General features: G+C 29.8%; 7 protein-coding genes. 2 read left to right on the top strand and 5 right to left on the bottom strand.

The features are described 5' to 3' along the window. Nucleotides 1–9: 9 nt before the first annotated feature. Nucleotides 10–3,120 (bottom strand): TonB-dependent receptor, encoded by a 3,111-nt coding sequence (locus Q0945_RS01945; protein ID WP_299430229.1) that lies wholly within the window; start codon nucleotides 3,118–3,120, stop codon nucleotides 10–12. A gap of 221 nt (nucleotides 3,121–3,341) precedes the next feature. Here Q0945_RS01945 and Q0945_RS01950 point away from each other — a divergent pair, with 221 nt between their 5' ends. Then, nucleotides 3,342–3,476 carry a hypothetical protein gene (locus tag Q0945_RS01950; RefSeq protein WP_299430231.1) on the top strand — a complete coding sequence of 45 codons (135 nt, stop codon included), beginning with the start codon at nucleotides 3,342–3,344 and terminating at the stop codon, nucleotides 3,474–3,476. A 29-nt stretch (nucleotides 3,477–3,505) separates the two neighbouring features. On the opposite strand, the gene Q0945_RS01955 is transcribed toward Q0945_RS01950, so the two are convergent. The 4 genes from Q0945_RS01955 to Q0945_RS01970 all read right to left on the bottom strand — a co-directional run bounded on the left by Q0945_RS01955 (nucleotide 3,506) and on the right by Q0945_RS01970 (nucleotide 11,845). After that, entirely contained in the window at nucleotides 3,506–7,561 is a 4,056-nt protein-coding gene (locus Q0945_RS01955; protein ID WP_299430233.1) for a two-component regulator propeller domain-containing protein, read from the bottom strand. 106 nt (nucleotides 7,562–7,667) lie between these two features. Beyond that, nucleotides 7,668–8,714: a GntR family transcriptional regulator gene (locus Q0945_RS01960; protein WP_299430235.1), complete on the bottom strand. Its 1,047-nt coding sequence runs from the start codon at nucleotides 8,712–8,714 to the stop codon at nucleotides 7,668–7,670. 703 nt (nucleotides 8,715–9,417) lie between these two features. Continuing rightward, nucleotides 9,418–10,836 (bottom strand): D-xylose transporter XylE, encoded by a 1,419-nt coding sequence (gene xylE, locus Q0945_RS01965; RefSeq protein ID WP_299430237.1) that lies wholly within the window; start codon nucleotides 10,834–10,836, stop codon nucleotides 9,418–9,420. A gap of 493 nt (nucleotides 10,837–11,329) precedes the next feature. Beyond that, nucleotides 11,330–11,845 carry an NUDIX hydrolase gene (locus Q0945_RS01970; RefSeq protein WP_299430239.1) on the bottom strand — a complete coding sequence of 172 codons (516 nt, stop codon included), beginning with the start codon at nucleotides 11,843–11,845 and terminating at the stop codon, nucleotides 11,330–11,332. 651 nt (nucleotides 11,846–12,496) lie between these two features. Here Q0945_RS01970 and Q0945_RS01975 point away from each other — a divergent pair. Next, nucleotides 12,497–13,237, top strand: coding sequence for a LuxR C-terminal-related transcriptional regulator (locus tag Q0945_RS01975; RefSeq protein ID WP_299430241.1), 741 nt, complete (start codon nucleotides 12,497–12,499; stop codon nucleotides 13,235–13,237). Nucleotides 13,238–13,250: the final 13 nt, after the last annotated feature.

Raw genomic sequence — 13,250 nt, forward strand, 5'->3', positions numbered from 1 at the left:
TCTTTTTTTTTAAAATTGAAATTTAATTCCTAAAATAATCTCCCTATCATTAGGATACCTTAGTTGGTCCATATTAGGTGTCAATGCACTTCCCCTATTACCTAATTCTGGGTTATAACCCTTATAATTAGTCCAAGTCATCAAATTATTTACTGCTAAATTCATAGAAGCTCCCTTTATAACAGGTATTTTTTTAATAAGTTTTTCATTAAAAATGTAATTAAGACGAACATATCTCCATTTAATAAAGCTACCATCTGACACAAAATAGCTGTTAGGTTTTAAACGATTTTGCGGTACTCTGTCAAGCCTTGGATAAATGGTTTGATCACCTTCTTCAAACCAGGCTCCATAAACACGTTGCGGCCCTGGGCTTTCTGCTCCAGCTGCAAGATCATTTCTATCTTCGTCCCACCTACTATATATATCTTGATTTAAAGTAAAATCAAACAAAGTACTTAAACTTAAGTTCTTATATCTAAAATCATGAGAAAAACCACCATAAGTAGTTGCCAAACCATTACCTAATATTTGCCTATCATCAGCGGTTATATTAAAGTTACCATCTAAATCTTCCCAAATAATATCCCCGCCTTGCGGTGTTCTACCATTTACTCTTAATCTATTAACTGCATCTGTATATTCAGCTCCATTTAATGTGTAATTTGTAAAATTACCATCTCCATCAAAGTTTGGTGTTAAACGCGTACCATCGTCCGTATAAGCATTAGACTCTGCATATTGATATACTCCTAAGTTTTTGTAACCAAAAATATTACCAATTGGCTCTCCTTCTCGAATCAAATATCTACCCGCAGGATAAAATTCTGTTCCACCATCTAACTTAGTAACTTCATTTTCAAGATAACTAATATTAAAGCTACTATTCCAAGTGAAGTTCTTAGAATCTACTATTGTACCAGATATATTAAAATCAACACCTCTATTATCAACTGCTCCAACATTTCTAATAATGCCAGTAAACCCAGACTCTTCCGGTAATGGCGTGGTTGCCAAAAGACCAGTAGTTTTCTTTTCCCAAAAATCTACATTTATGTCTATTCTGTTTTTTAATAAAGATAAATCAAAACCTAAGTTAATAGATTCTGTTTCTTCCCAAGAAAGTTCAGGATTTCCTATACGAGTGGCTGCAATACCAGAGATACCATCATAAGAGAAACCTGGCTCTAATGCACCAGTAAATAAATAGTTACCTATACGTTCGTTACCTATAATACCCCAACTAGCTTTTATTAAAAAGTTATTTATAAAATCACTTCCTTTTAAGAAATTTTCATTACTAACTCTCCAACCTAAGGTTGCTGAAGGAAACAAACCATATTCATTTTCATCACCAAATCTTGAAGAACCATCACGACGAATGGTACCTCCTAATAAGTATTTATCAGCAAAATCATAATTAAATCCAGCAAATAAAGAAAATAAATTATGTCTTTCATTGGAATTATTATCACCCGTTATTGAACCTGGTGATGCATTATTCAAGGTCTGTACATACGAGTTATTTAGTATTCTTGATCTAAAATCGGTATTTTCTATAAAGTATTTTTGTATTTGCATACCTCCAAATGCTCCTAAATCATGATTTCCCCATTTATTTTTATAATTAAGAAAGTTTTCTTGCTGAATATCATAGGTCATATCTTGAAGTACCCTTGCTTGATCATTACCTGTTTGGATTCTATTAGCAATAAGTCTCGTATCAAACTGATCACGTTTTCTATACCTCCAATTTAATCCCAATGTAGACTTAACTGTTAGTTTTGGTAAAATTTGCAATTCCGCATAGTTAAAAAGTTGAATTCGATAATCACGATCGTCCCTTACCTGCAAATTAGCAAAAGCTAATGGGTTTTTACGCCCTCCAATTGTTGGTGTAAACGAACCATCTGGCTGAAACAAAGGTAAATAAGGTAATCTTTCTACTAAATGAGTAAAAACACCCCCCTCTGTTAATCCTGATTTATCTTGATGAGTTAAAGTCATCCTTGTTCCCAATTTTAAATTCTTAGACAAATTGGCATCAATCTTTAATTGCGTATTTATTCTTTTGTAATCACTATTAATAACTACACCTTCTTCAAATAAATAACCGGTGTTCCATAAAAATCTAACTTTTTCACTACCGCCACTCATCGAAAAATTTGTTTGTGTTCTTACTGCTGGTCTTGTAAGTAATGATTGTAAATCGTAGTCATTTCTTCTAAGTAAACTTAAAGAATCTCTTTCAAAACGTGGCAAACTTTCTAAATTACCAGATCTCTTTTTTTCAAGTAAAAATCGTTCTTCAGTATTTACCACAGGTAAATCCCCAACTAAAGAATTCATACCTGTAGTTTGAGTTAATTCTATCTTTAAATCTCCTGCTTTACCTGATTTGGTTGTAATAATTACAACACCATTGGCTGCCTTAGAACCATAAATAGCCGCAGTAGCACCATCCTTTAACACTTCTAATGATTCTATATCATTTGGGTCAATGTTATCAATATTATCTAATTGCTGACCATCTACAACATATAAAGGAGATGTTCCACTACCAAAAGTAGAAACACCACGTATACGTATATCAAAGCCCTGACCTGGACCATTATTACTTAAAATCTGCACCCCTGCCAACTTCCCTTGAACGGCATCAAATGCTTGAACAGGCGTAGCCTTTACAATTGATTCTGCTTTAACGGAAGCAATTGACCCAAGTACTTTTTTACGCTCTATAGCCGCATAACCTATAACAACAACTTCTTCTAAGTTTTCAACATCTTCTTCTAGGGTCACATTAAGACTAGTCTTATTGTCTATAGAAACTTCCTTTGTTTTATAGCCTATGTATGAGAAAACTAAAGTTTTACTTTTTTCGGATACATTAATTGCAAAAATTCCATCAAAATCTGCGACTGCACCGTTCGTTGTTCCTTTTTCCAGAACAGTAACCCCTGGCAACGGACCACCGTCTTCATCAGTCACTACACCAGAAATACTTTGTTGGGCATATAAACCCCCATCTAAAAAGCTGGAAAATAACACCACCAGCATTAGCGTCATTAGAGAAATAGTTCTCCGTCTTTTAATTTTTTGTTTTGGTTTGAGTTTAAACATATAATTGATTTTAAATTAGTTATTAAATTAGCTACACTATATAGTTTAAGAATTCATTTAACTTTAAGGACAATCATACTGCTCCGATACATTTTGATTTGTCCTATTTATTATACTTCTTACTTTCCTTGAAAACTTATAAAAAATAAATAATCATTAAGAGTATTATAACAACAGCAAAAATTAAGATTAACTCCAAATAATTTACTTTTTTGTTATTCATGAATTCTAAAACGTTTTTAGCGCTACCAAATTTAGCTATAGAAAAACCAATAAATAGTACGCAGAAGTACTCAATTAGGTATTTAAAAATACCAAATACCCGTATTACAGATGTTAGAAAAGGAGGTTTTTAAGTGCTTAACGTGTTATAATGCTTTGATAATTAGTTATCTGTAAACATTTTAGCATAGTCTCTTGGAGTTTTCCCAAATTTTTCGCGAAAGCATTTGCTAAAATACTTAGGATTCTTAAAGCCAACCTCATAGCTTATTTGAGAAATATTCATTTTTCCTTGTTCCAAGAATTGCGCTGCCCTTTGTAATCGTATATATTGTACAAATTCATTTGGAGTAAAATCAGTCCAAGCTTTAACTTTTTTAAATAATACTGTTCTACTAACACCCAATTGATCACAGAAAGTAAGAACATCAAACTGTTCATTACCTATATTTTCATCAACAACATCTAATGCTTTTCTATAAAGAACCTCATCTAAAGATGATAATACAACACTCTCTGGTGGCATTACATCTATAGAATTCATTTTTTGCTTTAAACGAGATACCGACTCTAATATATTTCTTACCCTAAGCTGAAACTCACTTACATTAAATGGTTTACTAATATAATCATCTGCTCCGCTCTCTAGGCCATCTAATTTGTATATTAAAGCAGAACGAGAGGTTAATAGTATAACAGGTATATGACTGGTTCTTATATCCTGTTTTATCAAAGCACATAATTCCGTGCCAGTCATTACAGGCATAACCACATCACTAATAATAACATCTACCTGCTCATGTTGTGCCTTTTTATATGCCACTTTACCATTTTCAGCTTCTAAAATATTATACTTATCAACTAATAAATCGTACATGAATTTGCGCAGTTGTTTATTATCTTCAACCAGCAGTACAGTTTGTTTCTCTTTTAATAAATTGTCATCAACGACAACTGTTTCCAAAACGCCGGGAATATTTTCTAATTGATTTACATATTGAGACAAATCTTCACTAAACTTAAAATCCTTTATAATTTGATCATTAGAAAGATGTGCTCTTCCTAAAAGGAGTTCTACAGAAAAAACAGAGCCTTTTCCTTCCTCATTATCTCTAACATGAATTTTCCCATTATGTAAATCAACAATATTTTTTACTATCGACAACCCTATACCGGTACCTTTGTTATAATCGGTATCTGGTTTATTATTTGAAGACAACTCAAAGAAACGTTCAAAAATTTTATCTTGAAACTCTTTTGCTACCCCAACACCCGAATCCTCTACTTGAATACGTATTTTATCCTCTTCTTTAAGAATTCTTAAAACTATTTTCCCATTTTTAGGGGTATAGCGAAAGGCATTAGAGATTAGGTTATAAAAAACCCTTTCTAGTTTATGTCTATCATAATACACAAGTATTTCGTCTGATGGTGTATTAAAACTATAATCGTAATTCCCATTTTTAGCGTATTCTGAAAAAGATAAATAAATTTCTCGTAAAAATTTAACAATATTTCCTTCCGCAGATTCTAGTTTAATAAGATTGTTCTCTAGTTTTCTAAAATCCATTAACCTATTTATTAGTTGTAATAAATAGTTAGCGCTACTTTCTACAACTTTTAACTTTTTATACATGGTACTACTGCCCCTGTAGTTTTCTAAAATTTGATGTAACGGACCAAGAATTAATGTTAGTGGTGTTCTAAATTCATGAGAAACATTAGTAAAAAATTCTAACTTAGCTTTATTTGTCTTTTTAATTTGCTCTGCTTCCATTTGCTCTAAATCTAACTGATGCTTAAGTTTAGATTTAGATTTTAATACAAATAACAAATAATACAATGCGGCAAAGATAGATAAACCATATAACAAGAAAGCCCACCAAGTTCTCCAAGGAGCAGGATTTACAGTTATTTTTAATGTTGTAGCAATATTGTTTGAAACTCCATCACTGTTTACCCCTTTAACTTCAAAAGTATAGTCACCAGGATTCTGAATTGTATAAGATGCTGTGTTTTTCCTAGTTTCGACCCAGTCTTCATCTAATCCTTTCAAACGATATTTATATCTATTACTACTAGAGTTTATAAAATTTGGAATAGAAAAAGAAATACTAAAATTACCTTGTTCATAGGATAGGTTTATATCCTCTGTAAACATTAAGGTATTAGAAAGCACTTTATTACCCTCATTTACAGAAACCGACTTATTTCTTATTTTTAAATCTGTTAAGATTACTTGAGGAACATAGGCGTTTTTTACTAAATTACTAGCATCAAAATAAGTGGCCCCAGCTGGTCCTCCAAAAAATATTTGCGATTTTTTTAAACACAAGCTTGTGTTATTAAACTGGTTACTAGCCAAGCCTTCCTTAAGTGTATAATGTGCTAGTATACTACCTTTTGAAGGGTTATAATTTATTATTCCTTGATTAACACTACTTATCCAGAAATTACTATCAGGACCTTCAACAATACTACTTATACCAGTTATTATGGCATTGTCAATGCTTAAATCAACAAAAACAAAATTATTATTAACAAATTTAAAAAGTCCATTTGTCTTTGTACCTACCCATACATTTCCTTTAGAATCTTCAAAAATAGAAGTTATTTCATAGCCAGTTTTTACACCATCTTTACCTAAATAATTTTTAATTACCCCAGCATCATTAATAACACTTAATCCTTTAAGAGTACCTACCCAAATATTATTTTTAGAGTCTACTTTTATAGCTTTTACAATATTATGTAATAGACCATTAGGTTTGGTTTTTCTTTCTATAATTGTAAATGATTTATCGGCAAGATTGTATTTAATTAAGCCATTTCCAAAAGTTCCGAAAAGCATATTTCCATGCGCATCCTTCTGTATATCATAAACCCCAACTTCTTTAATATAAGATAATAAATTATCTGGTATAGGTTTTTTTATGATTCTTTTAGTATTAAGGTTATAGACAACAAGGCCATTATTAAATAAACCTATCCAAAGATTATTGTCTTCAGATAAGTATAGAGATTTAATATTATTATTCTTAAGTTCTGGGGTATTTTCAAGATTAATATATTCTATATCTTTAGTTCTATTATTTAAAACTGAAATCCCACCACCCTCGGTACCAAAAAAAATAAAATCCTTATAATGCACGATAGAGCTTACCACTTTAAAACCCAAACCAATGTTACCTGGTTTTTGAGTTATATTGATAAAATTAACATTAGATTCATCCCAAACATTAATACCTCCATGGTAAGTTCCTACCCAGATGGTACCTTTTTTATCTTTAAAAAGGGCTTTAATAAAATTATCACTAAGCGATTCACTATCATTAATATTGCTCCTTAAAACTTTTATTTTCCTATTTTTATTGGCTATTTGAATACCGTTATAGGTACCAATCCATAGTTGATTTTCATCATCAAAAAGTAATTGCCTTGCATTTCTATTTTTATCTATTAACTCCTTCTCGTCAAAATATGAGTTTAGTACTCCTTCACTAATATCATACTCTAAAACACTATTCTTTCTAGAGCCAATAAGTAAATTGCCATATTCATGTACATCTTCTATTATATCTTGAATAATATAATCTTTAGTTTCTTCAATTGTATTAAACTCAAAAGTGTTACCTTCATGTTTAGTTATACGTTTTACACCTTCATGAGTCCCAACAAAAACAGAACCATCCTTAGATTCAAAAATAGATGTTACCCTACATCCTTTAAAATAACGTTTAAATGAATCGGTAGACTTATTATATACCCATAATCCAGCGGGCGTTCCCATCCATATTTCTTTGTTAGACATTTCTTTAATTTCCCAAACCGCAACATTCATTCTTGGGCCTCTTTCTTTATTTCCAAAGTAGGTTTTAAAAGTATCTTTTTTAGGATTGTATTTATTTAAACCAATAGATGTACCAATCCACATAAAGCCATCACTATCTTTTTCTATAGCAAGTACATCATTATTACTTAAGGAAGAATTATTATCTTTTTCTGGTTTGTATATTTTAAAATCTGCTCCATTATAACGATTTAAACCATCACTAGTACCAATCCAAATTTGGCCAAAATCATCTTGATTTATAGCTATTACGGAACTTTGTGACAAACCATCATTGGTGGCTATATGAAAAAATTCGTAGGTCTTAGTTTGAGAAAACACACCTAACGAACAAAATAAAACAAAGTATATGACTATTAATCTTAGCATTAAGCTTGCAAGGATTTAGTAAGTAAAGATACTGAAAGAATATAAACAAAATGCACTACTCGTTGTAGGAGTATAATTACATCTTTAAATTTTTCAAAAAAAATAACTAAATAGATTCCCTATTGATGAAATTAAAGGGTACCTTAAAACGTCTATTTTCATTATTTAAAATCATTTCGGCTGCAGTTTCTCCCATGACTCTAAAATCTGTTGATACTACCGAAATACCTAGCAGTTCTTTAAGAGGAGTATCATTATATGAAATAACCCCTACATCCTCCCCTAATTTTAATTCATCCTCTCTCACTTGATTAATTAAATTAACTAAATGAGACTCTTCTATTGTAATGAATAAATCCCCTTTTTTTAGTATCATATCATTATAAACTTCGTTTAGAATTTCAAAATCAATTTCATATTCCAAACAAAACTTTTTAAACCCAAACAAAATTCTTTTTGGGTATGGATAAATTCCTTTTTCAGGATATATTAATATTATTTTTTTATAGTTAGATACTTTAGTAAATCCCATTTTTAAAGCTTCGTAAATATCATTATCAAATTCTTGATAAACGCAAGCAACATCTTCTGCTAAAGGCTGTATTAAATTATCTAGGATCACCAATTTATTCTTAGGTATATTATTTATTTTTTTTAATACCTCTTCCGTATAACTAACATGCTTAAGGTTTTCTGTTTTAAAATGAGGCATGATTACAAAATAGTCATAAATTTTGTGCTTATTTTGTAACGCGTTTAAAAACAAAAGTTCGTCGCAATGATAAATTTGCAAATCTATATTTGAATTAAGTCCAATTTTATCTAAGAAAGAGTTATATATTCTCATTTTATATGAACTCAACTTATTAATTAAAAATAAAATATTAAATTTATTACCTTCTTCAGTTTTTGCAACGTAGTTTCCTCTTCTTGGAATTGAAATAATAATATTCTTTTCCTTTAGAATATTATATGCCTTCTCTACAGTATCTCTAGATAAATAAAAATCTTCACTTACTGTATTTATAGATGGTAATTTTTGATCTAATTTAATATTTCCATTTGCAATATTATTAATAATGCAATCAACAACTTGCTGATACTTTGGTACTCTTGAATTTTCATCAATACTTAAGTAATCTATTACCTTCATAAGGTTTTCCTTATTTATATAATTAGCTAAAGACATTATAAACTAGGCAAAGTATTTAAATTTACCCTACTTAAAACTCCAAAATACTATTTTATTTTTTTAAACAACTTGAATTTAACTAATTAAAGATAACTTTTAGCAAAAAATAGTATCGTTATTTTTTAGAAGAGAAAAACAAAATGTTAATCCCTCTCTATAAACAGGAATTTAATTATATTGTTTTCTTGCTAAAAATTGCAATGTCTAACAAATAACACAAGGACAAAGATATGAAATTGAAGAATTCTATAGCCTTATAAATACAAGAGAATGTATAACTGAAGTAATAGGCAAGCATTAGTCTGGCATAAGAAGACAACTAATAACAGATTAGGCGCGGCAAGAAAAAAAACTCCTTAAGGAGTTTAGATGCACTTAAAATAATAAAAACCACATGGAATCTATTTTAATACTAAACAACAGGGAACCTAATATTTTTAAAAAAGGGTACCACTCTTGAAACTATCAAATTAGAGAACACAACTAATGAAATTAGCAACTTACTATTGTAGCATTTTTCAAAGAAAGCAGACATTTTAATCATTATAAGACAAAAATCTGTATAAACTTTATACAACCATGAAGTTGCAATTATAACCTATAGTCTAGCTTCTTAAAATTATACTAGATAAATATCCCTAAGAAAAAGATAAGTTATTATATTCTATTTTTTCCAAAGGGTCTCCATTTCTTCTAAAGCTTTTCCTTTTGTTTCTGGAACAAATTTCCATACAAAATACATTGCAAGCAATGACATTGCTCCATAAATCCAGTACGCAAAACCATGATTAAATTGCTCAGTTAAATAGGTATTATCATCCATCATAGGAAATGTTAAAGATACCAAGTAATTAGAAATCCACTGTGCAGCTACCGCAATTGCCATAGCGCGTCCTCGTATTTTATTTGGGAAAATCTCCGACAAAAGTACCCATGTAACTGGACCCCAACTTAAAGCAAAACTAGCAACATAAACTATCATACACACTAAAGCCAAATAACTTGTTACTCCTCCAAAAAAAACAAACCCTAATGAAAACATTGCTATTGCCATTCCTAAGGCTCCAATTATCATTAGTGGTTTTCTACCATATTTATCTACTGTTCTAATAGCGATAATGGTAAAAAGGAAATTTACAATACCAACAATGATTGTTAGTAATAAAGCTCCGTCTGTATTGGGGTCTATTTTTTTAAATATTTCTGGTGCATAATATAACACAACATTTATCCCTACAAACTGCTGAAAAACTGAAAGTAAAATACCCACCGTAATAACCAATGACCCAAAAGATAATAATTTTCCAGAGTGCTCAACTAAAGTCCCTTTTATTTCTTCTAAAATTCTATTTCCTTCTTTTTCTCCGTTTACTTTAATAAGTACATCTAAAGCCTCTGTTGGTTTATTTTTTAGCATTAATGAACGAGGGGTATCTGGAACAAAAAATAATAATATTAAAAATAAACCTGCTGGTATAACTTCTGATGCAAACATCCACCTCCAACCAACATCGTTTAACCATGCGTCTGACCCTCCACTTCTAGAAATAAAATAATTTACAAAATAAACTACCATAAAGCCCCCAACAATAGCTAGTTGATTAAACGAAACCAACTTACCTCTACTACCCGCAGGTGCAATCTCCGCAATATACAATGGAGACAACATAGATGCCAAACCAACTCCTATACCGCCAATAATCCTATAAATAATAAAAATTGTTGAAAACGTATGATCTAGATTACCAATGGGGTTTATAAACATTTCTGGCATTGATGATCCTAATGCAGAAATTAAAAATAATATAGCTGCTAAAATTAAACCTTTTTTTCTACCCAACTTTTTACTAACAAACCCTCCCAAGATACCTCCAATTACACAACCAATTAATGCACTAGAAACTAAAAATCCTTTAAAAGAATTTGCAGCAGTTTCTGATAGATTCTTAGGAGCTACAAAAAAGCTATCTAAAGAACCTACTGTCCCTGAAATAACGCCCGTATCATAGCCAAATAACAAACCTCCCAAAGTTGCTACTAATGTTAATTTAATTAAGTAAGATGATTTTTCTGATGCTTCCATATATAACATTAGTGTTTATAATTATTTTATTTATTTTTGTTGATACATTCTTTACTTATCTCTATTTCAGTATACTATCTTCTATTTTTAAATAAAAAACACTATGTTACTATAGCAATAAAAAAGTGTTCTATTATAAATTATCAAGTAATCGTATTTATATATCAATAAATTCTTAGTGAATTGAAAAATTAGTTGCTTAGCTGAAATACAAAATCAAGAGTTAACTTAATAAAACAATAATAACAAGTCTTTTAAAAAAAAGTGTCCTGTTCTATACTGTACTTGTGAAAAATCAATTCTTTTTTTAACCTTCGTTGGGATATAATTTAACTTGAATTCCTAATAAAAAGTGACCGTATTATTTCTAATACTAAAAAGCCTTATATAAAGGTAGTTTGAATAATAAATTTGAATCCCTCCAGCTCCACATAAAACACTAAACTTGGAGGTTTTATATTTTTAAGGCATCTCTAGAAATAAGCAATCAACTTTAAATATACTCTGCAATACGTTTTAATAAAAAAGTTTCGCGCTCTATAGACATCCCTTTTTTTTCACTTGCGGCTATAGTTTTTTCATTATGCCTTATGGCTTCATGAATATTAACCCACACAGCTCTCATTCCATTTTTTGTTTCGTATTCTTCCATTTTTGATGCTCCAAGCTTCTTATTAATAGTACAGGTATAGCAATAAGAAATCATATGTTGCACATCATAATCTGGTTTATACCATGGCCTGTATTCTTCGTAAATTCCAAAAGGTTTTATATTCTTAATATTTTTTGCGCCAGTTTCTTCAATAAGTTCCCGCACCATGCCATCTACTTTATCCTCGCTTGCATTTAACCCTCCACCTGGAAGGCTATAATCTTCATATCTTTCCGTATAAAGTAGTAAAATAGTATTCCCCTCTATTGCTATACTACGAGTGGCTAATCTTGTAAAAACCGATTTATTATCTAACGTTTTTACTTCAGGGTGGTAATGGATTTTTAAAATTCGCATTGCGGATATGAATCTTTTTTCGCAAATATATAGTAACTATATTATTAGATTGCATATAATAACTTTATTTATACTTCTCTCCCCTATCTCATAAAAAAAGCTTTGTTTCTTTTAACTTTTATTATAGTTTTTAAAAAAATTACAAACTAATTAAGTAATCTATTACATAGGTTTTTCTTTATTAAAATATACATAAAAACTGTACCTTAATAAATACCCTCCAATAGGTATTGTGATATTTAATTAACTATTATAGTTTTGTTATTAATTTTTCTTGAATATTACACAATTTTATATATAGTATTATTAATTATAAAGTATATAAACTAACAACCCTTTGCAAAAACTTAGTTAATACTCGGGGGAACTATTGCTAGGAAAGTATGCGAAGGGTTTATTTACATTCTCTTATTCCAAAAGAGTAATACCTACATTAAAACTCACTTAGACAATCATTTATATACTTATTAAACCAAATAAAAACAGTACTTTTACAATAACGTTTTAGAATATGGCTGTTTTTTGAAGAATATACAAATGTTAATTTTTCATAACCAAAACTAAATTACATTATCCTTACGTTCCCCAAATTTCTAATAAACAAAGCATTTAACCTATAAATGTATTACCCATAATAACAGTTTATAACGAATGAGAGAAAATGAGGAAATAAAAAACTTGCGTAAAAATATACAAGAAAACTTAGGGACATCTCACAAAAAATCTGAAGACTACGATTATTTTAATAATTTCCCTTTAAATAGTAAACAATGTTTATACGTTGCAAATTGGAGATCTAGAGGTATTGTTTATGAAAAAGGTCTTGAAAATTTAACTGGATACAAACTAGAAGAATTTAATACCGAGGATATTATTTCTTACACCCACCCAGAAGATAGGGAACTTGTAAAAAACATTACAAAAGGGGTTGTAACGCATGTTGTTAATACTCCAATACAAGATGGAGAAGCTAATTTGTTACTTTCTTTTAGGTTTTTAAAAAAAGATAGTACATATTGCAAACTTTTAGTACAATCTTCTGTACTAGAAAGAGATGAAGAAGGTAAAATGATAAGTAATTTTTCTTTACTTACAGATATTTCTTTTCTAGAAACTCATGATCGAGTAGAGTGGAATTTTCAAGCAAATGAATTAGACTTAATTGAGTTTAAGAAAGTAATTTATAATTTGTATTCTAACTTTTATACTAAAAGAGAAAAAGAGATTATACATTTAATTGAACAAAAAAAAACATCAAGAGAAATTGCAGACCAATTATCTCTTAGTAAATTAACGGTACAAACACACCGAAAAAACATTCTAAGAAAAGCTAAATCACATTCTATAGATGATGTTTTGTCTTTTTGTAAAAAGAATGGGATTATAGATTAAGTCTAGTTTTTTT

The organism is uncultured Maribacter sp. (assembly GCF_947500405.1).
Lineage (GTDB): Bacteria > Bacteroidota > Bacteroidia > Flavobacteriales > Flavobacteriaceae > Maribacter_B.

What these genes read in the sequence shown, in the direction of transcription:
- Q0945_RS01950 (WP_299430231.1), top strand. Translation starts at nt 3,342, where the DNA reads ATGAATTCTAAAACGTTTTTAGCGCTACCAAATTTAGCTATAGAAAAA.
- Q0945_RS01970 (WP_299430239.1), bottom strand. Translation starts at nt 11,845, where the DNA reads ATGCGAATTTTAAAAATCCATTACCACCCTGAAGTAAAAACGTTAGAT.
- Q0945_RS01945 (WP_299430229.1), bottom strand. Translation starts at nt 3,120, where the DNA reads ATGTTTAAACTCAAACCAAAACAAAAAATTAAAAGACGGAGAACTATT.
- Q0945_RS01975 (WP_299430241.1), top strand. Translation starts at nt 12,497, where the DNA reads ATGAGAGAAAATGAGGAAATAAAAAACTTGCGTAAAAATATACAAGAA.
- xylE (WP_299430237.1), bottom strand. Translation starts at nt 10,836, where the DNA reads ATGGAAGCATCAGAAAAATCATCTTACTTAATTAAATTAACATTAGTA.
- Q0945_RS01960 (WP_299430235.1), bottom strand. Translation starts at nt 8,714, where the DNA reads ATGAAGGTAATAGATTACTTAAGTATTGATGAAAATTCAAGAGTACCA.
- Q0945_RS01955 (WP_299430233.1), bottom strand. Translation starts at nt 7,561, where the DNA reads ATGCTAAGATTAATAGTCATATACTTTGTTTTATTTTGTTCGTTAGGT.